Origin of the sequence: Serratia oryzae, assembly GCF_001976145.1 — a bacterium.
GTDB lineage: Bacteria > Pseudomonadota > Gammaproteobacteria > Enterobacterales > Enterobacteriaceae > Chania > Chania oryzae.
Genome location: NZ_MOXD01000005.1, coordinates 44,625 through 70,384, shown reverse-complemented (window position 1 = coordinate 70,384; position 25,760 = coordinate 44,625). Strand labels below are relative to the sequence as shown.

General features: G+C 54.5%; 20 protein-coding genes. 7 read left to right on the top strand and 13 right to left on the bottom strand.

What is annotated here, in order from left to right:
- Window positions 1–3: 3 nt before the first annotated feature.
- The 4 genes from xdhA to BMI79_RS10705 form a co-directional block, all read right to left on the bottom strand.
- The gene (gene xdhA, locus BMI79_RS10720) at window positions 4–2,307 is read right to left on the bottom strand and encodes a xanthine dehydrogenase molybdenum-binding subunit XdhA (RefSeq protein ID WP_425272353.1); all 2,304 of its coding nucleotides are present in this window, start codon (window positions 2,305–2,307) and stop codon (window positions 4–6) included.
- 308 nt (window positions 2,308–2,615) lie between these two features.
- On the bottom strand, window positions 2,616–3,185 hold the full coding sequence (locus tag BMI79_RS10715) for a nucleotidyltransferase family protein (protein ID WP_076942137.1): 570 nt from the start codon (window positions 3,183–3,185) through the stop codon (window positions 2,616–2,618).
- A 71-nt stretch (window positions 3,186–3,256) separates the two neighbouring features.
- Complete coding sequence (locus BMI79_RS10710) at window positions 3,257–5,263, bottom strand: heparinase II/III domain-containing protein (protein WP_076942136.1); 2,007 nt, start codon at window positions 5,261–5,263, stop codon at window positions 3,257–3,259.
- 25 nt (window positions 5,264–5,288) lie between these two features.
- Window positions 5,289–6,524, bottom strand: coding sequence for an alginate lyase family protein (locus BMI79_RS10705; protein WP_425272349.1), 1,236 nt, complete (start codon window positions 6,522–6,524; stop codon window positions 5,289–5,291).
- Window positions 6,525–7,053: 529 nt separating this feature from the next.
- Here BMI79_RS10705 and BMI79_RS10700 point away from each other — a divergent pair.
- The 6 genes from BMI79_RS10700 to BMI79_RS24030 all read left to right on the top strand — a co-directional run bounded on the left by BMI79_RS10700 (window position 7,054) and on the right by BMI79_RS24030 (window position 12,879).
- Window positions 7,054–8,346, top strand: a complete 1,293-nt coding sequence (locus BMI79_RS10700; protein ID WP_076942134.1) for an ABC transporter substrate-binding protein — start codon at window positions 7,054–7,056, stop codon at window positions 8,344–8,346.
- A gap of 238 nt (window positions 8,347–8,584) precedes the next feature.
- The gene (locus tag BMI79_RS10695; RefSeq protein ID WP_076942365.1) at window positions 8,585–9,469 is read left to right on the top strand and encodes a carbohydrate ABC transporter permease; all 885 of its coding nucleotides are present in this window, start codon (window positions 8,585–8,587) and stop codon (window positions 9,467–9,469) included.
- 10 nt (window positions 9,470–9,479) lie between these two features.
- On the top strand, window positions 9,480–10,319 hold the full coding sequence (locus BMI79_RS10690; RefSeq protein ID WP_076942133.1) for a carbohydrate ABC transporter permease: 840 nt from the start codon (window positions 9,480–9,482) through the stop codon (window positions 10,317–10,319).
- A 10-nt stretch (window positions 10,320–10,329) separates the two neighbouring features.
- Window positions 10,330–11,424 (top strand): ABC transporter ATP-binding protein, encoded by a 1,095-nt coding sequence (locus BMI79_RS10685; protein ID WP_076942132.1) that lies wholly within the window; start codon window positions 10,330–10,332, stop codon window positions 11,422–11,424.
- Between the two features lie 13 nt (window positions 11,425–11,437).
- A complete protein-coding gene (locus BMI79_RS10680) occupies window positions 11,438–12,571 on the top strand; it encodes an alginate lyase family protein (RefSeq protein ID WP_076942131.1) in 1,134 nt (377 codons plus the stop codon).
- A gap of 137 nt (window positions 12,572–12,708) precedes the next feature.
- Window positions 12,709–12,879 carry a hypothetical protein gene (locus BMI79_RS24030; RefSeq protein WP_167370520.1) on the top strand — a complete coding sequence of 57 codons (171 nt, stop codon included), beginning with the start codon at window positions 12,709–12,711 and terminating at the stop codon, window positions 12,877–12,879.
- A gap of 138 nt (window positions 12,880–13,017) precedes the next feature.
- On the opposite strand, the gene BMI79_RS10670 is transcribed toward BMI79_RS24030, so the two are convergent.
- The 8 genes from BMI79_RS10670 to BMI79_RS10635 form a co-directional block, all read right to left on the bottom strand.
- The gene (locus BMI79_RS10670; protein ID WP_076942129.1) at window positions 13,018–13,926 is read right to left on the bottom strand and encodes a DMT family transporter; all 909 of its coding nucleotides are present in this window, start codon (window positions 13,924–13,926) and stop codon (window positions 13,018–13,020) included.
- Window positions 13,927–14,094: 168 nt separating this feature from the next.
- Window positions 14,095–14,676, bottom strand: a complete 582-nt coding sequence (locus BMI79_RS24220; protein ID WP_241680037.1) for an adhesin — start codon at window positions 14,674–14,676, stop codon at window positions 14,095–14,097.
- Window positions 14,677–15,294: 618 nt separating this feature from the next.
- Entirely contained in the window at window positions 15,295–17,829 is a 2,535-nt protein-coding gene (locus tag BMI79_RS10660; RefSeq protein ID WP_244157329.1) for a fimbria/pilus outer membrane usher protein, read from the bottom strand.
- 114 nt (window positions 17,830–17,943) lie between these two features.
- Entirely contained in the window at window positions 17,944–18,705 is a 762-nt protein-coding gene (locus BMI79_RS10655) for a fimbrial biogenesis chaperone (RefSeq protein WP_076942126.1), read from the bottom strand.
- 11 nt (window positions 18,706–18,716) lie between these two features.
- Complete coding sequence (locus tag BMI79_RS10650) at window positions 18,717–19,436, bottom strand: fimbrial biogenesis chaperone (RefSeq protein ID WP_076942125.1); 720 nt, start codon at window positions 19,434–19,436, stop codon at window positions 18,717–18,719.
- A 7-nt stretch (window positions 19,437–19,443) separates the two neighbouring features.
- The gene (locus BMI79_RS10645; protein ID WP_076942124.1) at window positions 19,444–20,010 is read right to left on the bottom strand and encodes a fimbrial protein; all 567 of its coding nucleotides are present in this window, start codon (window positions 20,008–20,010) and stop codon (window positions 19,444–19,446) included.
- Window positions 19,985–20,701: a fimbrial biogenesis chaperone gene (locus tag BMI79_RS10640; RefSeq protein ID WP_076942123.1), complete on the bottom strand. Its 717-nt coding sequence runs from the start codon at window positions 20,699–20,701 to the stop codon at window positions 19,985–19,987. Before BMI79_RS10640 ends, BMI79_RS10645 begins: the two co-directional genes overlap by 26 nt.
- A gap of 54 nt (window positions 20,702–20,755) precedes the next feature.
- Window positions 20,756–21,310 carry a fimbrial protein gene (locus BMI79_RS10635; RefSeq protein WP_076942122.1) on the bottom strand — a complete coding sequence of 185 codons (555 nt, stop codon included), beginning with the start codon at window positions 21,308–21,310 and terminating at the stop codon, window positions 20,756–20,758.
- Between the two features lie 821 nt (window positions 21,311–22,131).
- On the opposite strand from BMI79_RS10635, the gene BMI79_RS10630 reads away from it, so the two are divergent.
- Complete coding sequence (locus BMI79_RS10630; protein WP_076942121.1) at window positions 22,132–22,947, top strand: FkbM family methyltransferase; 816 nt, start codon at window positions 22,132–22,134, stop codon at window positions 22,945–22,947.
- A gap of 43 nt (window positions 22,948–22,990) precedes the next feature.
- Here BMI79_RS10630 and ynfF read toward each other — a convergent pair whose 3' ends face one another.
- Window positions 22,991–25,429, bottom strand: coding sequence for a selenate/tellurate reductase subunit YnfF (gene ynfF, locus BMI79_RS10625; protein WP_076942120.1), 2,439 nt, complete (start codon window positions 25,427–25,429; stop codon window positions 22,991–22,993).
- Between the last annotated feature and the right edge of the window lie 331 nt (window positions 25,430–25,760).

Sequence of the window (25,760 nt, the reverse complement as noted above, 5' to 3'; positions counted from 1 at the left end):
CTGTTACTCGATCAGGCCTGCTTGCGCAAAATGTCGGTATAGCGTTTTCGGCGTGAGCGGCAACTCATCTATCTTCACGCCGGTGGCCAGCCAGATGGCGTTACGGATCGCCGGGGCGGGCGAAATCAGCGGCGGTTCACCCAAGGCCTTGTGCCCGTAGGCGGATTGCGGTTCATAGGTTTCAACAAAGGCGCAATCCAGGTCGGGCAGATCGAGAATGGTTGGGAATTTGTAATCCAGCAGATTGGGGTTGCGCACGATGCCGCTTTTCTCGTCAACGATCATTTCTTCGAACAGCGTCCAGCCAATCCCCATGCCCATCCCGCCATGTACCTGGCCTTCGGCCAACTGCGGGTTAAGGATCTGCCCAGAATCGTGCAGATTGATAATCTTGTTGATGGTGACTTTGCACAGCGGGATATCAACGGTGAGATCGACAAAGGTGCAGCCAAAAGCTGGCGGGTTGCTGCGGGTTTTGCAGGAAACCTCGGCCATCAGCTGCCCGCCGATCTCCTGATCGTAATGAGCGCTCATGGAAACCTGCTGCACCGAGAACAGCGCCTGTTCCGGCCGGGTTTTAAACACCACTTCTCCATTGATGACATCCAGTGCCCATGAGGGCTGGCCGCACATATAGGCCGCATGCTGGATGATTTTGGTGCGCAGTTCAGTCGCGGCCTGACGAATGGCCGGGGCGGTAACGTAGCTTTGCCGCGAGGCAAACGCGCCGGGATCGTAGGCGGTGATGTCGGTATCCTGCGTGGAGATAACATAAATGGCAGAGGAGGGCACGCCGATGGTTTCTGCCGCCATTTGGGCGAACACCGTATCGGAGCCTTGGCCAATTTCCGTGGCACCAATCTGCAGGTTGATGGTGCCATCCTGATTCATCAGCAGGCGGGCGCTGGCGATCTCCACGCCCACCGGATAAGTGTTGGAAGCATAGCTCAGGCACGCCACGCCAACGCCACGGCGGATCGGCCCGCTTTGATTCAGGCAGGCGGCGCGGCGGGCGTCCCATTCAAACAGTTCGCGGCCTTTTTGCAGACATTCAAGAATACCGGCGCTGTGGATTTTTTTATGATTTAGCGGGTTGGTATCCCCTTGGCGGGCAACATTTTTCATCCGCAGCTCAAGAGGATCCATGCCTAGCTGAGCGGCTGCCTCGTCCATCATGCATTCCAGGGCAAAGGTTACCTGTGGTGCGCCATAGCCGCGCATCGCCCCGGCGTTGGGCAGGTTGGAGTAATAGGTGGTGGCTTGATAACCAAGGGCAATACGCGGGTATAAATAAGCAATTTTATTGGCTCCCGCGGCGGCGATGGAGTGGCCGTGAGAGGCGTAGGCACCGGTGTTAGACAGCACATCTAGGCTGTAGGCCTGCAGAATGCCGTCATTGCTCACGCCCAGCTTGCCGCTGACCGCAAACGCATGCCGGGTGCGGGAGGCCAAAAAACACTCTTCTCGGCTCAGTTCGATCTTGACCGGCACGCCGCCGAGTTTCCAGGTCAGAAACGCGCACATCGGTTCTTCCAGCACATCCTGCTTATTGCCAAAGCCGCCGCCGAGATAGGGCTTAATCACCCGGATCGCCGACCATGGCAGGTTCAGCGCCTGGCCAACCACGCGGCGTACAATATGGGGGATTTGGGTGCTGGAGACGACCACTATGCGCTGCAGTTGGTCCATATAGGCGTAGGAGATCACCCCTTCCAGATGGCAATGCTGTACCACCTGCGTTTGGTAATGGCCGGCAACCAATACCTCTGCCGCAGCCAATGCTGTATCCGGATCGCCACCTTTTAGCGCGTGCTGTTTCAGCACGTTGCTGGTGCCGCCGTGCAGCCGCGGGGCATCGGCCGCCAGCGCGGAGGTGGCGTTGATCATCACCGGCAGTTCCTGATATTCAACCTCGACCAATTGAGCGGCTTTTTCTGCCGTCAGCGGATCGCAGGCGACCACGATCGCCACGCCATCACCGTGGTGGCGCACATGTCCGGTCAGCAATTGTTTATCGGCAACGTCGTGCTTGCTGGCATCCAGCGACCAGGCGTGGCCGGCCGTTGGGAAGCACTGCTGCGGCACATCTAGGTAGGTGAAGATGGCTTCTACTCCCGGCAATTGCAGGGCGGCTTGCGTATTTATGCGCGTAACCAAGCCATGGGCGATCGGGCTGCGCACATATTTGGCATAGCGCATGCCGGGCATGCTGAGATCGTCGGTGTAGCGTGCCCGGCCGGTGACTTTGGCCTCTGCATCAACGCGTTTAAGCGACACTCCTAAAGCCATATTGGCCCTCCTGGTGATAGAAAAAAGCCGCTATACCCGTAATACTTCAAGTTGCTTGGGTGTTGGCTGCCCTCACTCACCCCAGTCACTTACTTGAGTAAGCTCCCGGGGCTTCGATCAGTTGCCGCCTACAAGCAACTCGAATTATTTTGGGCATAGTAGAGGTAACAGCAACTACCAGGCCATCATCGGGTGACTCACCGGGGGAAGATGAATTTCGTGAACTGATACCGCTTTTTGGTAGGAATACGACGTTTAGGGTGGAGGCAGGTGGTGATAATTTATCAATCTGATAAGGAGATTATCAGCTTGATAAGCGGCTCAGCTCAGGGGGGCGAAGGGAGCTGTGAGGGCAAATCGATATCCTGCACGATGCTGGGTTGATCAAGCGGCAGCAGATACACCGGCTCGCGGCTGAGGAGATCGCGGGCGCCACGATCGCCACATAGGGCACACAAGGCGTTGCGCCAGACGGCAGAAAAACCTACCGGGTGGCCCGGCTGCCGTTGGCAGACCGGACGAACGATGCTGTGTTGCTGTAATGCGCCTGCAACCTGCAGAAACACCGCTGGCGTAACGAAGGGCATATCCGCCAGATGAATCAGCCAGCCGTGCCAGCCGGAGGTGGCCGCAACGCCCGCGGCGATAGATTCCCCCAGCCCCCCGCTCGCCAGCAGCGTGACCGGCACCTGATGCGCGGCACAGGCGCGCTGTACCGGCAGGTTTTCCGGCCGGGTCACCACCTGCACCGGCAGGCCGGACGCCAGTGCCTGGCGCAGCGTCTGTTCAAACACCGTGCTGCCCTGCAGTGCGGCGTTGAGTTTATTCCCCGTGCCACCGGCCTGAGTGAAGCGTTCACCCCGCCCGGCGGCGGCGATCACAATGCCCGTTGCCATGTTATTGATCCACTGATACGCAAGTTCTGATTGTGGCAAAGATACCCGCATTCTGTATACCCAAAACAATCTTACCGCGCATGCATCTGGGGTAGTTGACTGGCATCATCGTTAACTTCGACGATCAGGGTCAGCTCACTGCGCCGCATCTGGATGCGCAGGCCGCCGTTATCCCGCTTCACCTGCATGTCGGTCACCGGCTGTTTATTGTCAAAATCCCATACGCAAATAAACTCTGCCCTTGGCTGGTGGCTGCGCAGTGTCAGATAGCTTAAATCGGTCACCGCCGGGTTGGCGGGAGCGGAGCCTTGCCACAGCATGGCGTCACCGTACAGCCACAGCGCCTGCCCATCGCGCGAAACCGCAAAGTGGCGCGGCTGGCTGTTGAGCAGCGGCGTCACCCGCGCATCGTGCATCACCGTTAACGGCCCATGCTGGCTGAATGGCGCGCAGTCCCCCGTGGCGTCCAGCGCTTTACCCGGCAGATGCAGTGTCCAGTCCAACTGCTGGCGATGCGGGTTGTCTATGTTGCTGATGTCGATCAGCGCGCCCTCGAGCCACAGCAGGCGGCGGCGAAAACGGATATCGCGGTAGGCCTGGCTGTCCCACTCCACCCGGGTATGGCTGTCCAGCACCGGTGGTGCCTGGCGCCAGTCAACTTCAGTATCCAGCCAGCAGAACGCCTCGGCTTCGTGATAATGCAGCACCTGCGGCACGGCCGGGGGCTGGTTGGTTTGATTCACCGCCAGCGTGTTATGGGTGGCGCTGTTCTTATAGTAGGCGTAGTGCATCCGTGCGCCGTAGCCGGTGGTGCCGAGATCGGGCAGGATCTCTTTGCCCTGATTGAACAGAAGCAGGCTTAGCCGATCGTAATGGTCATGTTCACCGCCGTAGGGCGTGTGCTTCACCAGCAGCGCCCGGCGTTTGGCCGGGTTGCGCCAGATGGTGATCCCGCAGTTCGGCGCATGCAGATGCTGCTGCGGGATCACTTCCAACGGCTGTAAGGGGAGTTCGCTGCCGTACAGCAGCGCGTCGATATTGGCACGCGGCGTATCACGGTAAATCGCCTGTAGCGCCGCCGCGTAAACCTCATCCCGGTAGCAGTACCAGGCAAACTCATAGACATCGCTGTGATCGAGCTTTTCCTGACCGTAGATGCAGTCGTTAATGCGTGGGAAACTGCCGTCCGGCATCAGCAACTGCAGCGGGAAGCTGAGCATTTTGCGGTAGAAGGGGGCATCCAGCAGGCTCCAGCGGCTGCCCTTGGCCAGCTTTTCAAACGCCAGAAAGCCCTGGAGCGCATAGAAGTGGTAGTGGATCGAGCCTTCAAACCATAACCCCTCGTCAAACAGCCCGTGCTCAAGCTGGTAACGCAGGCCGTAAGGCTGATTAACGGCAAACTCCAGCAAGGCCTCATCCTGCAGGATAAACCCCAGCACGCCGATAGCGCTGCCGATCTTCACTTCATGGTTGTGCAACTGCGGTGTGCGGTGGGCCACCAAAAACTCCGCTCCGCAACGCAGCAGGCGGGATGCGATGTAGTCATGCTGTTCAGGCGACAGCGTTTCCGCGATGTAATCAAACCCTAACGCAAAATCGAGCAGACAGTTGGCTTCGCACAGGGTTTGCGCATTCATTTTGCCCGGCCCGTTGTAAGGAATATTACCGTGCACCTGGTAATCGGGGTAGAACGTCGCGTAGGCGGTCAGGATTGCCGTGACTTTATCCCGATATTCCGCCACGCCGGTCAGTTGCCACAGCAGCCCCAACTGATGGCAGGCCTTGGCATTCAGGCCGTTCATCTCGCGCCACCAGGCACCGTCATAGGGTTCACCGCTAAACAGCCGCCCATCCACCGGGCAGCGATGGTGGGTGGGGCAATCGCGATCCCATACCAGCCGCACGCCGTGATCCGGACAAAAATAGTAAAGATTCCAGGTGGCTATAGCGGTTTCTGGCACTTGAACCGGGGTGTTGAGCACCACGGCGTTTTGCGCTTTCACGTGCTCAATCACCTGTGGCTGCTGCGCCGCCCGTGTTTTCAGGAGAATAAGTTGTTGCGTGGTGAACTGCTTCATCGCTGTTAATCCCTATTCCCGAGCATCAGTGTTTTAATGGGGTGATAAGCGTCGTGATATCATCTGGATAACTTGCCATCAGCCATTGGGCCTTTTCGCTGAACTGTTTGTCATCCGGCCAGGCGCGGGCGGCGCTCACCATATTGACCAAGGCCTTTTGTGCATCCATTTTGTCGATGTCTTTCCAGGGCCACTGCGCCTCGCTGTTAACAAACCCGGCGATGTAGCTGTAGCCTTTACGCAGGCTATGGTCATCGAGGGCGAAGTTCCACACGTCGACGCCCGCCACCTCGCCTAAACGCCCCAGCTTGTTGTAAGCCTCAAGGTGGAAGTTGCTGTAATGCCATGGGCGAGTGCGCTCAAGTTCCGCCATCTGGCGGCCTTCACGATCAAAATGCGCAGCAATACGCCGCAGTTGGGTGATTTGCAGGCGTTTTTTCGCTTCAGGAAGGTTGCCGCTGAACAGGGCAAAGGAGGCGGCCTGTAGGTCGAAATAGGTGCCATGGTTGTTATGCCAGTTGTCCTCTTCGAAACCGTTCTGGCTGGTGGTCATCCAGCGGTAGAAATCGCCATACCACTGTTTGATTTTCTGGTAATCATCTTCGCTGAGCACCTTGGCCGGGCGCAGCAGCTCAACCGCGTCGATCACTTCCACCAGTGCCCGGCTGTCGATCAGCCCGATACCGCGCCCGTCGTTAATCCCAGGGATCGCCTGCGCATATTGCAGGTTCGGGTTCATGCGGGTCTGCGGGTTGATAAACCAGTTGACGAGCTGATCGCGCGCCTTTTCGGCATAGGCCGGTTTTTGGCTGAACTGCCAGGCCAGCGCCAGCGTCCAGACGTCGTCACTCATGCTGTTGAGGCGTTTCTTATCGGTGGCGTCGCTGTTGGCGGCGGGGTTGGTTTCACCGTCTTTACGCACGTAAGGCAGGCCATCTTTTTTAGCGGGATCGGGCCACCAGTAGGGGGGGAAGCTGAAGTAGTCATGCTTGTCACCGCTGGCCGCCGTCAGGCTCTTGTCCATGACCGAATACAGCGGTTTGCCAAGCGCCTTGTCTGCCTTGGTGATGAGTGCGTTGTAGGCACCGATAAACGCCGGATTTTGCGCGGCCAGTTGCTGCTGGCTGTACTGTAAATCGTCCAGCTTAAGGATCAGCGGATGGGCCTCTGCGGCGTGGCTGGCGTTAACGTGCAACACAGCGGCAACGGCCAATGCTAGCCAAGAACCACGGGACAATAAAGCCATTGTTATCGGTCGCATAATTTTCTCCATTCATCAGAGGATGTGATTATTTATTTTATTTGGGCAATAAATATCCGCTAACTGCGAAGTTAGGAAATATACCTTGATGCATTTTCAATGCTATTTCCTTCCGGGAAAAGTCAAATTGAAATAATGTTTCAAGCTGGTAGTGGCGCAGTGTAAGAGAGCGCATGATTTTTTTTGTGACGCACTTCAAATTTAACTCTGAGATTAAAAATAACCCTAAAAATTGGGTTGTTCATCACGAAAAGCGATAACCATCAACATTATTTTATTTTTTAACCAATATTTGTGTTTTTTTAATTTATTGATTTTAAATAAATAGTTTATTTTGTCACTTTCTTTGTCACTTTTTGGTGTGATCTGTAGCAGGTTTTTTGATTTTGAAACGATATTTCTATTTTTATGGCATTGTGTTTAAAAATGGCATTCGATTTAATGGTTGGGCATTTATTTAAAATATAAGTTTATTGGGTTCACTCCGTTTTCATCACCGTTAAATATCTTAAAAAGGATGTGAATAAAAATGTCTGCGATAAAAATTAAATCCTTATTATTGTTATCTGTACTCGGTTTGGGGGCTACTCAGGCTTATGCCGAAGAGACCCTGAATGTCTGGATCCGCGCCAGCAACGACTCAAAGAACATCTACAAGAAAGAAGCAGAAACCTTTGAGAAAAAAACCGGTATCAAAATTGAGTATTTCAACGCCACCACCGACTTTGAACAACGTCTGGCGCGGGCTGCGGCAGGCAATGCCTTGCCGGACCTGATTTTTAACGATGCGGTGGCGATTGGGCAGTTTATTCAGCTCGGTATCGCCGATGAGATCGACCCGAAAAGCATTGCCGGGCACGACAACATCTATCCGCTCGCTTGGCAAAGCACCCGTTATACCGATGGCAAGTACTACGGGGTGCCGACCTCTGCTCAAACCTTTGCGCTGTTTGTGCGCAAAGACTGGCGCGAGAAACTGGGCATGCCGCAGCCCAAAAACTGGGAAGATGTGGCAAAACTGGCAAAAGCCTTTACTACGCAAGACCCGGACGGCAACGGTAAAGACGATACCTACGGCTTTATTCTGCCGGCTTCCACCACGCGCGGTTACGCCAGTTGGTTTATGAGCGCGTTTCTCTGGCAGGCCGGTGGCGATTTTATTCGTGAATCTGCGCCGGGCAAGTTTAAAGCCTCGCTGGATGAACCGGCAGCGGTGGAAGCGTTGCAGTTTATGCGCGGCATGCTGTGCGACAAAGTGGTGCAGCCGGGGGCGATTAACGCCACGACCGCCGACGTGATCCCGTCTTTCCGCTCCGGCCAGAGCGGTATGTTCTTCAGCGGGCCTTATCATATTGCGCTGTTTGATAAAGATCCGGGGAAAGACGCCTTTGAAGTAGTGCCTTTACAGGGGCCGAAAAGCGGGGCCACCTTGGCGGAGGGTACTACGGTATTCCTGATGAAGAGCAGCCAGAAGAAGGAGGCAGCCCGCAAGTTCATCGAATTCATGATCTCCCAGGAAGGGCAAGAGATTGGCATGGGTAAAGGCAGCAGCAATATCCCGGTGGTGCGTTTGCCGGTGAACAAGCTGGTGGATACCCAGGCAGTTTATAGCGATCCGCGCTGGGCCACCTTTGCCACGCTGTATGCCGAACAGGGGCGCTATGTGCCGCAGGTGCCTAACTGGACGCCAATCCGCCAGATCACCGCCGAAGGCTTCAACCGCATTCTGGCGGACTGCAACGGTGATATTGCTGCTGAGCTGCAAGCCACCAACGGCAAAGTCAACGCCGAGCTGGAAAAGCAGAACGTGCTGGCGAAGTAATACCTTAAACGGCGCCAGGAGGGGTAATGCCGGTCAGTTAAGCAGAAAGTGCATCATCATTCGGCACCATGCTAACAGTGACGCCCCCTCTCCCTGTGGGAGAGGGCCGGGGTGAGGGGCTTTAGCTCAGCGATACCCCCTCACCCTAACCCTCTCCCCGAAGGAGAGGGGACTGGTTAGTCTTAACTGAGTGGTATTACGCCCACAAGGGCACCTTGTTAACTCCTTGAGAGCGATGATAATCATGCTGACTTCCCGCCAGAAACGGAATCTGGTGCCGTGGATTTTCCTGGCCCCGGCCCTGGTCATTTTCACCTGGTTTAAATTTATCCCGATGCTGCAAGGCTTGGTGATGAGTTTTTACAAGGTGAACTTCAATCAAGCGGATGAGTGGGTTGGGTTTGCCAACTTTACCCGCGCTTTCGCGGATGCCGGCCTGCATTCGGCGGTGTTCAATACCTTCCTGTATGTGATCGTGACCATGGTGGTCGGGGCGGTGCTGGCCTTTTTCCTGGCGATGCTGCTGGAAGGCCCGGCGCGCCATCTGCGCTTTATTCGCACCGCCATTTTTCTGCCTGCGGTGACCAGTGCGGCGATCGTCGCCGAAATGTGGCGCATTTTGTTTAACCCGACACCAAACGGCGTGATCAACCAGGTGTTGAGCTGGTTCGGCGTTGCCGATCAGGGGTTCCTGGCGAGTTCCGATCAGGCGCTGTGGGTGATCATGCTGCTGCATATCTGGAAAGCGGTGCCCTACAACATGGTGATTTTTATCGCCGGGTTGGCCGGGATCAGCCGCGATCTGTATGACGCCGCCAATGTCGACGGGGCCAGTTGGTGGAACCGCCTGCGCTACGTGACGCTGCCCGGCATGATCCCGGCGCTTTCGGTGGTGCTGATGCTGTCTTTCATCCGCGGTTTCCGCGTGTTTGCCGAAGTGTATGCCACCACCGGCGGCGGGCCTTCCAACTCCACCGAAATGATCATGACGCACATCTACAAGCTCGGTTTTGAACAGTTTGATTACGGCTATGCCTCGGCGGTGTCGTTCCTGCTGTTTGCCTTCACCGTGCTGCTGACCCTGTGCCATCTCACGCTGAAAAAGCGCATCACCCGCTATTAAGGAGCCCATTATGCTGAGTAAACGTTGGGATACCATTGGCCGCTGGATGATCTATGCGCTGTTGCTGGTGGTATTTGTTGGCCCGTTCTGGGGCATTGTTGCCACCGCATTCAGCGCCGCACCGGTCAAACCGGGTGAGCTGCTGCCGTGGCCGAACGCCTTCTCGCTACAAAACTTTATCTTTGCCTGGCAGGAGATCGGCGTTTGGCAATATCTGCTGAACTCGATGGTAGTGGTGTTTTTCGGCACTATCCTGCAGGTTTCGGTTAGTGCGCTAGCGGCCTACGCGCTGGCCCGTAAAAAGTTTATCGGCGTGTCGTTGGTCAGCCTGGTGATCCTCTCGACCATGATGTTACCGGAAGAGGTGATCGCCATTCCGCTGTATATGATCATCAACTGGCGGCTGCCGGTGATCGATGCCTCGCTGTATAACAGCTACCTCGGGATGATTATGCCGGTGGTGGGGTGGGCGTTCTCCATTTTCGTCTTGAGCGAGTTTATGGCCGCCATCCCCAAAGAGCTGGAAGAGGCAGCGCGCATCGACGGCGCCAACGAATGGCAGATTTTCTTCCACGTGATCCTGCCGCTGGTAAAACCGGCGTTAGGCACCGTGGTTACCTTCGGCTTTATCATGATTTGGGACCAGTATCTGCTGCCGCTGATTGTGGTGAATCAGGACAGCCTGAACACCATCCCGGTGATCCTCAGCACCCTGCGCACCGACGAAAGCATCACCCCGAACATCTTTATTGCCATCACGTTATTGGCGATGCTGCCCAGCATCATCGTTTATCTTGGCCTGCAAAAACATTTCAACCGCGGGATTATGTCCGGCGCAGTGAAAGGATAAGGAGCGACACATGGGATCCGTTGTATTGAGCAATGTCTGTAAATCATATGGCGATGCGCATGTCATCAAAGATGTCTCGCTGACCATTCCTGACGGTGAGTTCTGCGTGCTGGTGGGGCCCAGCGGCTGCGGCAAGTCGACGCTGCTGCGTATGATTGCCGGGCTGGAGGAGATCACCGGCGGGCAGGTGGCGATCAATGAAAAAGACGTCACCGACGTGGAACCCAAGCTGCGCGATATTGCGATGGTGTTCCAGAGCTACGCGCTCTACCCGCAAATGTCGGTGCGGGAGAATATGGGCTTTGCACTGAAAATGGCCAAGCTGCCGAAAGCGGAAATCAACCGCAAGGTGGAAGCAGCGGCAGACTTGCTCGGGCTCGGCGTGTTGCTCGATCGCCTGCCGAAAGATCTTTCCGGTGGTCAGCGTCAGCGGGTGGCGATGGGCCGGGCGATTGTGCGTAACCCGCAGGTGTTTTTGTTCGACGAACCGCTTTCCAACCTGGATGCCAAACTGCGTACCCAGGTGCGTGGTGAAATTCGCGAGCTGCATCGCCGCCTGAAAACCACCTCGGTCTACGTGACTCACGATCAGATCGAGGCCATGACCATGGGGCAGATGATTGTGGTGCTGCGCGACGGGCGGATTGAACAGGTCGGCAGCCCGCTGGAGCTGTACGATCGGCCAGCCAATCTGTTCGTGGCCGGGTTTATCGGCTCGCCAGAAATCAACCAGTTGAAAGGGGAAATTGTGATGCAGGGCGATGAAACCCTGCTGCGCTTGGCGGATGATTCCCGGTTGCGCCTGCCGGCTGGCCTGCAGGTGCGGCCGGGGCAACAAGTGGTTTACGCCATTCGCCCGGAGCAGGTCAACGTGGTGCATGAAAGCGAACACAGCGGTGCGTTGAAAGCCACCATTACGGCGATCGAAAATACCGGTTCGGATATGCAACTGTTCTGCAACACCGGCGGTGGCGCGTTCACTTCAGTATTCAAGCAGCGCCTCGACGTGCAGGAAGGGGAAACGGTGTGGCTGCAACCCAAGCTGGCGGGTATTCATATTTTTGACGCTGTGAGCGGGCAGCGTGTTCCTGAATGTGTTGAGTAATATAAGGACCAGAATGAAGTTATATACGCTGGATGTCACTTGTCTGGAAAATGCCCGGCATCGGTTGCAGCAGCCTTTTTCCCCGTTACAGGCTGCGCTGACCCGTTTGGTCAGCGAAGCCGATACCCTGCGCGGCCAGCCGCTGGAAACGGTCGTCAATAAGAAGCTGCGGCCGGTGAGTGGAGATCCTCATGATTATTACAGCCTGGGAACCTACTGGTGGCCGAACCCGCGGCGGCCCAACGGCTTGCCCTATATCCGGCGCGACGGGCACACCAACCCGCAGTGCCAGAACAATGATACCGACACTACGCGGGTGATCCGCATGTGTGAGCGCTGCCTGACGCTCGGGCTGGCGTGGTATTTCACCGATCAGCGCAAATATGCGCTGGCGGCGGCCGAACAGATCCGCTGCTGGTTTCTCCATGCCGATACTTTGATGAACCCGCACCTGAACTATGGCCAGGCGATCCCGGGCATTGTTTCCGGGCGCGGTACCGGGCTTATCGACACCCGCCTGATGTGGATGGTGATCGACACCATTGGTTTGATCAGCGGTGCCGGGGTGCTGGATACCGACGATATTATCGGCCTGCATCAGTGGTTCCGTGATTTTAACCACTGGATGTATCACAGCGAGGTTGGTCACTCTGAATATGTGTGGCACAACAACCACGGTACCTGGTACGACGCACAGCGTGCGGTAAACGCGCTGTTTTATGGCGATAAAGGGCTGGTGGCGCGGATTATCCAGCAGGGGATCACCCAGCGTATGGCGGCGCAGATCGATCAGGATGGCAAACAGACCATGGAGCTGGAGCGCCCGGTGCCGTTCCACTACTCCTTGTTTAACCTGGAAGCGCATCTGCTGCTTAACCGTTACGCGGAGCACGTCGAGTTTGATCGCTGGAACGAGGTGCGCGATGGCAGAAGCGTCAAGTTAGGGATCGACTACCTGGTGCCGTTTATCGCCGAACCGGATTTATGGCCGTATAGCGATTTGCAGGGGATCGTCTGGGACAGCGCGCTGCGCCTGCTGCTGCAAGCCATGCGCGGCTACCCCAAAGAGGCACGCTATAAAACCGTGCTGGCAGGGTTGCCGGAAGAGACGCGCAGCCTGCGAGAGCATTTGATGTGGTGTGGTTAGTGGGGGAGTGTGATTTTTTGTGGTATCAGGAGCGGCGATTTAGGGAAGCTCTGCTGCCCCAGTAAAATGCTGGCACAGCAGCAACGTTTCTAGCTTATGATGTGCCCTAGTGATATGGCATGCAGATGGGAGTTGTGATGAGTAGTACTAAAAAAGCGGTGTCATCTTATACCAAACCTTCCCGTGAGCAGATTGTTCGTTCTGTAGTGACTTCTACTGCGATTGAAACGGGTCAATCATCGGATAAAATCGAAGTTTCTCCCAAAGCCCTTCGTGAGAAGTTTGCACACCTCCGTCTGGCAGTTTAATCGTTGACTAGCGCTTTGCTTACGGTAAGCGAAAAATAAAATGCGTTGTCCAAACATTAAACCGCCTCATTCTGGCATCAGCTCACCGCAATAAACAACGCCAGCACCGTATTCCGCGCTGGTGCTCAATTATGACAATCAGGAAAACTTTTTCGCCCCAAAGACGCACACCAATACACCGGCCATGACGGTAATCATCGAAAGCTGGATGGCTTCATGTAATACCAACCCTGCCAGCGCGAGGCCAAAAAAGGGTTGCAGCAACTGCAACTGACCAACTGTAGCAATGCCGCCTTGTGCCAGGCCGCGGTACCAGAAAATAAAACCGATCCACATGCTGAACAGCGAGACATAAGCTAAAGATATCCAGGCTGCGTGACTGACCACTGGCCAAGCGCTGGGGGCTGAAAGTACGGTAACTACCGCCGTTAGCGGTAAAGAGATTACCAGGGCCCAAGAAATCACCTGCCATCCACCCAGTTTACGCGTAAGTACTGCACCTTCGGCATAGCCCATGCCACAAAGGAGAACGGCGGCAACCATTAGCACGTCACCAAGCCATGAACTGCCGGAACCTTGGCTCAAGGCAAAACCAGCCACCAGCACACTGCCAAGTATGGAAAATAGCCAGAAAGCAGGTTTTGGTCGTTCTCCGCCGCGTATCACGCCAAAACAGGCGGTTGCCAACGGAAGAAGGCCGATATAGACCAGGGAATGTGCCGATGTAGTATGTTGCAGCGCGAGTGCCGTCAGTAAAGGAAAACCGATCACCACGCCGAGCGCGACAAACGCCAGTGGCAGGATTTCATGCCTTTGCGGTAGTTTCTGCTTGATTATCAACAGTGCAGCAACGGCCAGTATGCCCGCAAGGGCTGCTCTGATTGCCGTCAGGAAAGTCGGGTCAAACTCAAGCACCGCTACGCGCGTTGCGGGCAAAGACCCGCTGAAAATCAACATACCTAAAAAGCCGTTGATCCAACCCTGAGCCGGGTTATTGATATTATGGGTACTGAGTGTTGCGATGGTATTTTCCGTATTCTCACTCATTTTGATACGACTCCATTCTTTTTATATTGTTAATGGTTTTAATATGCAGATGCTCCTTATTTCTACCAGAAAAAACCTGGAAAAAACGGAGAAACAATACCGTATTTTCCAGGCTAATTGATATCGAGATATTTCCGTTACGCTGCTAGTAGCAGAATAAGCAGGTGCTTAGTTAAACGTGACCAGCATATCCGTTGAGGCATCAACAGGCCCCAGCGGCAGGCTGGCACCCCCTGAGCACAAACGCCAGGTAACCTGATTATTAATCACTTTTGTCGATTCACTGCTGGCGATATTGCCCACTTTAAGCTGGGTATTATCAAACGGAATGCCGGTGGTGCCGTTGCAATCACCGCTGCCAGTAACGCCATTGTTGATTTCCCCAGTGATATAGCCGCCACCCTGTGTCAGCGCCAACCGGGTTGGGATGGCTGAATACAGGCCGCTGCCAGCACGGAACTGGACGTTGATATTGGCGTCAATGCGGTCCGAATCCTGTGAACAGGAGACCATCATTGGATAAGTCAGGCGTGCCAGCTCACTGCCCGCCTGGCTATTACGCTGTACGCCACCAAAGTTGATATTGGTGGTGGTCGCCACGGTGCAGATCAGAGTAGAGATACGCAGAGTGATCGCGCTGGGTAAAATCTGTTGAGAACGATCTGCGGCAGCAGAGCCTGCCTGCAAGCTTGCGGCGTACATGGCTGGAATGGTGACTTGCTGGCTGGTTTGGCTGCCATTAGCCACCATTGCCCAAGAGCCTGTGATTTGCACAGTTCGTAGAGAGTTGACGGGATAAAAATTAGTCACATTGTTCGGCCGTGGAGGTAAACACCACTGCCTGGATCCAGAGGTAGGATTTATCGTTGGATTCGTGATGAAAGCCCCTGAACTGGTGCTCCCCTCTGTGCGGGGTAACCCTATCATACCGGTTAGCGTTTCCCGAGTGCTGGAAGGGGCAACAAGGTAGCTCGCGCTTACGCTCGCCCTGGGGATCAGCCCTACCCCTGGAGCGATCGGTAATGCCATATAACCCCCAATTTCTTCAAGTTTCGCAGCATCCATGCAGACGTTTGGGCTGTTGGATATTGCGGCTATGCCATAGATATTGTTCAACCTGGCATTACCGATAGTACCTGACATATTTGCACTAAAGGGGTATCCCTCCCAAACAATGCCGCTTCCTTTGCCGATAGTGATGATATCGATGGCTCTGGACGAGGGGACAGACACCAATAATAACGTCAACGCCGTCAATAGGCGCAGAGTACTCCGGTGGTGATTGCTCTTCTGAATTGATGGCAGTGTTTGCAGGTTTTTCATCTTTGTCATATTCCTTTTTTATAGTGATTCTGGCGGCCTTCGGGGTTATTGCCCCTGGCAGGCTACGGTCAGCATATGTATCGGGTTATTGGCTGATGGCGCTGAAGCGTTTTTCAGGTTGAAAGAGGCCTGGCACTGTTGGTTTGCCTCTTTGCCCCATGTCACCTTGAGTTTCCCTTGTTCCGGCAGGCCGCTCAGGTATACCTGGCCCGCTTCGCCGACAATGCCGGTATTGGGTTTGTTGGCCGCCGTGTTTTCTACGGCCACCAGCGCCCCGAACGGCACCGGGGTGTTGCCAGCCAACTGCAGCGTCATCAGCACCTGATAACCCACCTGTGTGGCAAAGTTGGCCATTACTACTGCGCCCTTGGTTGGGTACACGTTCAGGCTCGATTGCGTCACATCCACATCGTCCGGCAAGGTGGCCGGGTTCAGGCCGACGCTGTTGAGCTGATAACTCGACAGATAGGGCACTACCGCATAGCCGCGACTGTCGGTACGGATGTCGCCATTCATCACGCTGGTGCCTTTGGCGCCCGGTGCGCTGACGACAGCAACGGAGTTGCCCAGCATCTGGCTGAATGTCACCCCTTCTGGATGCACGACGATGCCCCCGTTACCGCTCATGTTCAGCGAGCGATTCTGGTTGTCGTAGCTATAGCCCATGCTGGCTGAGCCTTTGCTGCCTTGATAGCCGGTATTCAGCGTGCTGCTATTGTTGCCTTGCCCGTTGGACCAACCCTGCATCACGCTGTAGGAGAGGCGGTTGTCGAGCGCACTGCCATTAATCCCGGCCTGCTGCTGCACCTGCCCATGATTGTCGTGTGTCATCTGGTAACTGGCATAGGTGTTACGTAGAGCCGGTGACGAACCAAACAGATTCAGTGGCACCTGCATGTTCAGCGATAGCTGGCGGTTCTCTGGCCAACTGCCATCCCCGTTCAGCCGGTCAATGCTGTAGGCCAGGCCGTAACTCACACCGCGGTAGCTGCCGTTGTAACCCGCCGACACCGTGTTCAGCACCTTGTCATTGCCCCAAAAATCGTTACGAGAAGCGGACAGATACAGTGAGCCCCATGAATCCAGTTGCTGGCTGAGCCGCACCTGGAGATTGGAGCGCTGACGTTCCAAGGCCCACGGCACCTGGCCGTCACTGAGCTGGAAGCCCTGATTGTTGAAGTCAGAGAAACTGTAATAGTTGCGCGTTGAATAGCGGTAGGCGGTGAGATCCACGGCCGTACCGGTGCTCAGCATACTTTTGGCATAACGCAGGCGGTACGAATACCCTTGCTGATGATCGTCCTGTCCATGCAGTTTGGTGTTAGAGGCGGTGATATCTGCCGACAGTGCGCCAAAGTTGCCCAGGGAGAAGCCGCTACCTGCCACAACGGAGGTGTAATCTTTGGCTAACAGTGTGCCACCATACAGGGTGATATCATGTGGCAGGCCGTAGATGGCGGTGCCGAGCACAAACTCTGCCTGCTGCGAGTCGACCGTAATGCCACCGTTGTAACGGCCTGCCGTCACTTCATACTTCAGGCTGCCTTGCCGCCGCATCACCGGGAGCGATGAGAAGGCCAGCGTCTGGGTGCGGACGGTGCCATCGGCCTCGTGAATGGTGAGGAGCAAGTCACCCGCTTGGCCGGTCTGGAACAGGTCATTGATACGGAATGGCCCTGGCGCCACATAGGTCTGATAGACGATGTTACCGTTCTGGCTTACCGTGACGCGTGCGTTGGTTTGCGCAATGCCGCTGATGATCGGCGCAAAGCCGCGCAGGCTGGTGGGCAGCATGTCGTCACTGGAATTAAGCTTGACCCCACGAAACGGGATGCTGTCAAACACGTCGCTTTCGGTGTTGTTTTCCCCCAGCAGAATTTCCGAACGCCAGGGCTGGATATCGCGCTGCAGGTAAGTGCTGCTAAATTGCGTGCTCTGAGTCGTCTGCCCCGCCACGTTGCTCTGGCTATTGGTATTGCGTGAATAGGTCATGTTGCTGCGCAGGCGCCAGGCTTGCCAGTTAGCACCACCTTGCACGTTGGCAAACAGGTTGGTCTGGGTGTTGCTTCCCATACCTTGCTGTTCACTCTGCCAGTTGCGCCCGCCATTCAGGTTATAGTTGAATAACAACGCAGGCACGCCATGCTCCCATAAGGCAGGATCAACCGACCCTTGCGCGTTGGGCTGCATTGCCACCTGCGGGATGCTGATATCCAGGCGGAGTTGGGCTAAGTCGAACTGGATTTTTGCCTCAGGAATCAATGCCGCAAGGTCGTCGACGGGGTTTTCCGGTGCTAGCCCGGCAAAGGTCGGCAAAACCTGCGTGTTCACCCCCAGTTTGTGCAGGAAGTCTGACGTGAGTTGTGGCTGAATATCACCATGGGCATTCGCTTCGAAGACCAGGGTGTGCTGCCCCTGATCTATCTGGTTGATAAACAAAGAGACGGTATAGGTGCCTGGCGGTGTTTTCCCCGATGTGCCAAAAGCGCTCAGATCCACAGCCGCTGCGTTAGTCCCCCCTAAGGAAAGTAGCCCTGGGTCAAAATAGTCTTGGGCCACGGCGGGGCTACCACTTACCAAGAGAGTTGCTCCTGCCAGCACTGGCAACAAGGTGAGATCAGTATGTCGTGTTGTCATTAATTATCGCGTCCATAACGAAAGTCAGGGTATTGTCCGTACGTCACTGCAAAAAACTTATAGAGGGCGCTGTTCGACTGGGGTACTCCAACCGTCTTCATCAATCAGTTGCCATGTCACGTTGCCAGAGGCCGTGTTTGGCAGGGTGTAATGCTGTTGGCCCTTAGGGGGAACCATCAGGCGTAATTGCGCTTTATCCAGTGCCGCTGTTCCTACCCTCAGGTGTGAGAATGTCAGCCAATACGGGGTAGGGTTTTCAGCAATCAACTGGTTGCCGTCACGGCGGAACTTCAGCTTGGGGGCCATATCGGCCACGGCGCGCTTAACCAGCCCTTCCGGGCGGTAAAACACCTTCATATTGTTGGTGACCGTCAAGACCATCTGCTTATCTTCCGTGCGTTGTTCCGGTGCCGCCTGGGCGGGGATCGCCTTCATCGAGATAAAGAAGACGGATTCACGATCGGCCGGTAGCACCACGGCATTACGGCGAATACGCAGCGTCAGATCGCTATTGGCTTCGAGGCGCGCAAGCGGTGGGGTGACAATAAATGGCATAGCCGGATGCTTTCCCTCGGCCACATTGCCGGTGGCGGTGTCGACAGGCTGGATCCAGGACTGCATCAGATAGGGGTAAGGGTTGCTGTTGCTGGCCGTCAGGGTGACCCCTTTCTTATCGCTCTCAAGATAAATCACGCGCAGCACTTGAAAGGAGATCCCTTGAGGTGTCGCAGAAGCTGCCTGGGCGTGTGCCGTGCCAGCAGCGATCGAGAACAAGCACAAGGCCCAGCCGATAAAATGCCAACGAAGTAAAGCGTTCATTATGATGTTTCCTATAGCGAAGAGAGGGTCTGTTGGCACGGGGTGGATAAGCCACCGTAATCAGTCACGGTCTGCCATTCGGCCTGTGTGACTTGCCCTTGAGCCGTGTAATTCTGTGTACTCATCGGGGCCAGCATCGATGGTTGAATATCGAGATTGACCGGCTTGCCGTTGAATTTCAGGTGACCCAACGTCTGGAAGTAGGGCGTCGGGTTCTCGATACGCACGCCGTTAACACCGGGGCTGAACCGCAGGCTGCAAGTGGTGTTGGCTGGTGTCATTTTGAGATCGGCCGGACGATAAAACAGCTTGATAACAAAACGCACCCCCATGGACACCCGTGCCGAGGGGAGCTCTTTGCCGGAAGCGGGTATGGCGATCACGGCAAGGTAAAACAGCGACTCGCGATCGGCAGGCAGGGCAGCGCCCTGCGGGATAATCCGCAGCAATTGCTGGTTGTCGGGTTGCAGTGAAAACATCGGCGGCGTCACGATAAAAGGCGCGGCAGTGCTATCGTCGGGTGCCTGTTGTACCCGGCTTTGGATCAGATAGTTTTGCTTGGAGGTGTTCTTCACCGCCAAGGTCTGCGCTTTATCGGTGGATAAAAAGATCACCCGCGTCTGGTTCAGGCTGATCCCCCCGGCAGGATTCTGTGCTGCCAGGGTGGGGGCTGAGATCAGCAGACATAAGCCGGTAATCGCGACCGGACGATAGAGGTCAATCAGGAACATATCAGCCTCAGCGATAGGCCAGGTTAAACAGAATGCGTGCCGTCAAGGTGCCCGGCGTTATAGGGTCGCTGGTGCATGCCAGGCTGCCGCAGGTGATCCCGGCATAAAACCTGATGTTCTGATCGGGGGGATTTACCCCTGCTGGTGCCAGCGGGATATTGTCTCCATTTTTGACTTCTGTACTGCCATAAGCCGGTGGGACATCCGTTTTCACCAGCATGACGCCAACACCGGCCGCGCTGGAGTCGCTGCTACGGAATAACCATTTACTATCGCGTGTGATGCCGTCACCGCTGACGTTAACAACCGGAGCCAGGCTGGCATCGGTTCCGCTGCAATCCTGCACGGTGAGGGTAAAAGGCTGGGCGGCCTGCAAGGTTGCAGGTGCAAACTGTGACAGATGAACAGAGTCCAGCGCCAGCGTACTTTTATCCAGGCTGAAAGTGCATGTTCCTGGATTGAGTATAGCGGAAAAATTGAGCGTTACTGCCTGAGCAGGCTGGCCGATCAGGGCCGACAGCGCCCAGATTGTCAGCAGAAGAGTTCTTTTATTGCAGGTTATGATTGAACGCACTGATTCCCCCTTCATCGTTAATGGTTTTCCACTGCACAGCGCCCTGTGTCTTGCTGGTCGGGTAGGTATGGCTACTGAACGGTGCCAGCATCAAGGCCGCAGGCGTATCCAGTTTGAGTACCTGCCCACCGATGCTGATCTCGGCAAAGCTGACAAAATACGGTGAGTTATTACTGACCTGAATTCCCCCTTTAGCGCGGGAAAACTGCAGATTCTGCTGTGCTGCCAGGGACGAAGAAGGCAGATTGTTTGGGCGGTAGAACATTTTTATGATGTTCCCGACGCCAAATTGTGCCGCGCCATGTACCCCAGCCTGCTGGTTATTCGCTTGGGGAGCCGTGCTGGCGGGAATCGCGCTGGCATGGAAATAGAACACTGACTCACGATCGGTCGGCAAAGTTGCCCCTTGCGCTACAATGCGAACCTGGTTGACGCTGTTGGGCTCCAGGCGGAACAGAGGTGGCCTGGTCTGAAACGGAGCGGGCTGAGCCCCGTCCTGCGAACCGCTGATTCTGGCCTGCACCAGGTACGGTTGTGTGGCCATGGTATTACGCACTGTTACACTGATACTGTCAGCGCCCTGAGGATAAATCAGGCGGGTTGCGTTGATACCAAAGCCACCCGTTTGGGCCACGGCAAGCAGGGGAAACCACGCAAACAATATTGAGAACAACGGGAAGATACGGGACATATAACAATTCCTAAGTGCGAGGATGAGGGGGCATGAATCGCCCCCTGGGATAAATCAGTTGTAGGCAAAGCTGAACAGGATCGGCGCGTTGATAGCACCGATATTCACCCCGGTAGTGGTGGTAGATGCCAGGCCCGCCTGCAGGCTCAGCGTTTTGCCATTGAAGTCGCTCTGCGCTGGAGTTGCGCCAGCGGTAGCTACCAGCAGTTTTTCACCGTTGGTGATATAGGTGCCTGCCGGAGCAGAAGCCAGGCGCAGCATCACACCGGTGTTGGTGCCCGTGCTGTTAAACATATTCGGGTTACCCCCCAGAGTTTGGCCGCTTACCACCAGGTTAGCGGTATCGCCAGCGGACAGAGGAGTCTGGCAGTTGTTGACACCTACGGTGAATGCCTTCTGGCTGGCTGGGATTGGCGTTGCTACCGCAGTAAAATCAGCTGGCGTATGGTTGCCCAGATCCAGGTTGTTGGTGGACAGGCTGACGTCACAGGTTGCAGCAACAACGGTACCAGTGATGGTGATTTGGGCGTTAGATGCTGCCTGAGCACCGCCAGCGGTAGCCAAAAGCAGCAAAGCAACTGGGGTCACGGTTGATAAAATCTTACGCATCATAATTTCCTTATAGAGAGATAATAATATTCCGATTATTCGGAGCGATTACGCGGCATAGTTATGCCGTAGGTAACATAGGGTTATGTAAATAATAAATATTTACAGTTAATGTGGATATATAGAAGAATCGAGTGAAAACATTAAGCAATAAGTGATTGTTCTATCTTGCGCAGGGTATATTGCGGATATTAAGGTCACTACCTTGCTACGTATCTTTTAATTTCACCACTCTTAAATCAGACTCTAAAAATCCTGAGAGTGATTCCTGGCGAAAATATATCCTGGCTTACTCTTGAGGTGAATGATAAAAACACCGCTGATTAAGAAATTTTCTGCTTTCTTAATGGGGCGGATTGTAGAGTGAGCTTTGGGATATTGGGAGATGATATTTTGTTTTGTGTGATGCCTTGATTTGTATTTTTCAATAAAATTAAGGGGGAAAGCATGACATAGGCATCATATTTTACCTCTAAATGGGTATTTTTTTAATAAATGAAGTAGATATTAAACTCGCTCATGACAAAGCCTGTCGCAGTGAGAGAATACGGGTAAACGGACATAAACCACCATTAAAAAACCATTAACTCAGCCCCGATACGAGTTTTGGAGGCTCAGAGTAGTGATATTGGCAACAACAAAGCAATGCCGAACTTTTCAGGGTAAATGGCGTCAATATAGTTCCCCAAGTGGGACTTTGAGTCGAGTACTTGTCATCGGCTGGCTCAGAGGCCCCACTATTTTCTTTATAAAGTGGTATATTTAAAGCTACTGCTCTTTTACTACGAGCTCACAACATAATGGCATAGAGGTAATTGCCCATGAATACAACCCAAAGTCAAGAAACATCAGACTCAACGATTTCATTATACCGAGTAGGCGATGTGAATTTTCTGCTGACCTCTGGGCCTGATATGATCAATTCGCAGCTTCGTAAAGGAGAGGTGTGGGAACCCGCTACATTACAAATTTCACAGGTGTTAATTGAGGGTATTGAAGAACCTGTCATTGTTGATATTGGTGCAAATATCGGTGCGTATGCTGTCCCTATGGGAAAGAAAATCCTGCCTCAAAACGGTAAGTTATATGCCTTTGAGCCACAGCGTCAGGTGTTCTATCAGCTCTGCGCCAGTTTGCTCAGTAACAATCTTAGTAATTGTTATGCTTATCATATGGCAATAGGAGATGTCGACGGCGAGATTGATGTTCCGGTTCTTGATATTTTAACAGAGCAAAATTTGGGGGCTTTATCGCTGGATCCAGATATTCGTGCACAGCAAAACCTTCTCAGCTCAACCATTAAAGAAATTGAACGAGTAAAAATATCGACTCTTGACACGCTATCGCTACCCAAAGCACATCTCGTTAAAATTGATGTTGAAGGATTAGAACTTGAAGTTTTAAAAGGCGGGCGTCGATGGTTAGAGCATTCTGGTCATCCAGCAATTCTGTTTGAGGTTTGGGGTGACTATATGAAAGGAATGATAGGGAAGCGTAACCGGCTGATGAACCTAGTAAAAAAAGCGTTAGGTTACGAGGTGGTATTATTTGGCGAACTGTGTATTGCGCAACACCCCAGCAATAAACGCCTTGAGATTAGCCACACAAAAGAAGGCCTGCAATTACGTCGGCTATAGGTTAAAACAGGGGCCGAACCACCCAGTTCGGCCCCAAATCCTCCTACAATTTAACAATTTCGACCAGATTAGTGTGTTGCGGGTTGCCTTTGGCCAGTGGCGAAGGCCGTTGATTGGTGAGAATATTCACGCTGCCGCCGTGGTCGATCCTGTCGCCAAACATGTCGGCCACCAGCCAGGCTCCTTGGCCCATGGCGGTGACGCCGGGCATAATCCGCGGGGTGACCTTGGCCTGGATCCTGGTTTCGCCCCGGTTGTTAAATACCCGGACCCGATCGCCATGCTGGATGCCGCGCGCTTGCGCATCCAGCGGGTTGATCCACACCTCCTGCGGGCAGGCCTGCTGCAGCACGTCAATATTACCGTAGCTGGAGTGGGTTCTGGCTTTGTAATGGTAGCCGAACAGCTGCAGCGGGAACTGGCTGCGGGCTGGATCTTCCCAGCTTTCAAAACCGGCGGCATATACCGGCAGCGGGTGGATCACGTCTTCGGCCGCCAGTTCCCAGGTAGCGGCAATTTCCGCCAGCCGTTCGGAGTAGATTTCAATCTTGCCCGACGGCGTTTTCAACGGATTGGCCTGCGGATCTTCGCGAAACTCGCGGAACGCCACCACGTGTTCCTGTGGGCATTTGCGCTTGTAGATCCCCACCGTTTTCAACTGCTCGTAACTCGGCATATCCGGATTGCGTTCACGGGTTTTCTCGCAAAGGTATTGGATCCACTCCTGCTGATTACGGCCTTCGGTGAAGGTCTGTTCAGCTTCTTTACCTAAGCGCTTGGCCACTTCGGACAGGATCTCGTAAATCGGGCGGCGTTCAAATTTGCGTGAGGTGGCTGGCTGGCCGAGGATCACATAGCCCATATTCCCGGCCGACTCATGGGGGATCAGGTCTTCCTGCTCGGTTGGCATCAGATCGGGCAGCAGAATATCGCAATACTTGGCGGAAGAGGTCATAAAGTGCTCAATGCCGACGATCATTTCGCACTTAGCGTCATCTTGCAGGATTTGGTGCGTGCGGCTGATATCGCCATGCTGGTTGATCAGCGTATTGCTGGCGTAGCACCAGATGAACTTGATCGGCACATCCAGCTTGTCTTTTCCGCGAATGCCGTCGCGTTTGGCAGTCATCTGCGGGCCGCGTTCGATGGCATCGGTCCAGGTGTAAACAGAAATCTTGGTCTGCACCGGGTTGGTCAGCATGTCAAACCACTCCACGCCAAGATCAAAGGATCCTTCGCGGCAGCCGGTGTTGCCGCCGTTAATCCCGACGTTGCCGGTCAGGATCGGTAACATGGCGATGGCGCGCGCGGTTTGCTCACCGTTAGCGTGGCGCTGCGGCCCCCACCCCTGGCAGATATACGCCGGTTTGGTCATGCCGATTTCACGTGCCAGTTGGATAATGCGCGCAGCCGGGATGCCGGTAATGCGTGCCGCCCAGGCGGGGGTTTTTGCCACGCCGTCTTCGCCTTGGCCCAGAATATAGGCTTTGTAGTGGCCATTTTTCGGCGCGCTGCTGGGCAGGGTTTTCTCATCATAACCAATGCAGTATTTATCGAGAAACGCCTGGTCTACCAGGTTTTCGTTAATCAGCACATAGGCGATGCCAGCGACTAAAGCGGCGTCGGTGCCCGGGCGGATCGGGATCCATTCATCTTCCCGGCCCGCGGCGGTGTCGGTGTAGCGCGGATCGATCACAATCATGCGCGCGTTGGAGCGTTCTCTGGCCTGTTCCAGATAGTAGGTTACGCCTGCGCCACTCATGCGGGTTTCCGCCGGATTGTTGCCGAACAGCACCACCAGTTTGCTGTTGGCGATATCATCCGGGCTATTGCCCTGTTGTGCGCCGTAAAGATAGGGCATGGCGGCGGTGATTTGTGCGGTGCTGTAGCTGCCATAGCGGCTGAGGAAGCCGCCGCAGGAGTTCATCAGCCGGTAAGGCACGTTGGAGTTGGTGATATTGCCGCCGTCCACCCCAGTGCCATACAGCACGTGTACTGCTTCATTGCCGTATTCATCCAGGGTGTGTTTCAACTTACTGCTGATGGTATCCAGCGCTTCATCCCAACTGATACGGACAAACTTGCCCTCGCCGCGCTTCCCGACGCGTTTCATCGGGTATTTCAGGCGATCCGGGTGATTCATACGGCGGCGGATCGAGCGCCCACGCAGGCAGGCACGCAGTTGATGGTTACCATATTCATCGTTACCGGTATTGTCGGTTTCAACCCAATACACTTCATCATCACGCACGTGCAGGCGCAAGGCGCAGCGGCTGCCGCAGTTGACGGTACAGGAGCTCCAGACCACTTTGTCTGCCGGTGGTGCGCTGGTAGGCTGGTTTTCGGCGGCGGTGGTTTTACGGAACGGTAAAACCAATCCTGACGTCGCCGCCAGCAGGCAACCGGCAGCCGTGCTGGTTTCAAGTAATTTTCGCCGGCTGATTGGGTGATTAAGAAGATCCTCGTTCTGGATGTTGTTCATAAATGCTTCCCTCTTAAAGCCTGTTTCAATCAAGCTGTTTTATTTACCCATTGGTATTGGGCTTAGGGCAATTCTGGACTGATGCATTAATGTCATTTACGTGAGCAAGGTGAATATTTCTACGGGATAATAGCGTTAACTGGCGAGTCAGGGGGGAGTAGTGGCTTTGCCAATGAATATTATTAATCCGCTCTTAGGGTGTTTTATGGGGCCATGCTGCTTGCATAAACACCATTACTATACCTTGCTATCGTGGCTAATATTTGTCTGAAGTCAATTTTTAGCGCTATTTTATATTCTGTGATTTGTTTTAATTTATTGTTTTTAATGA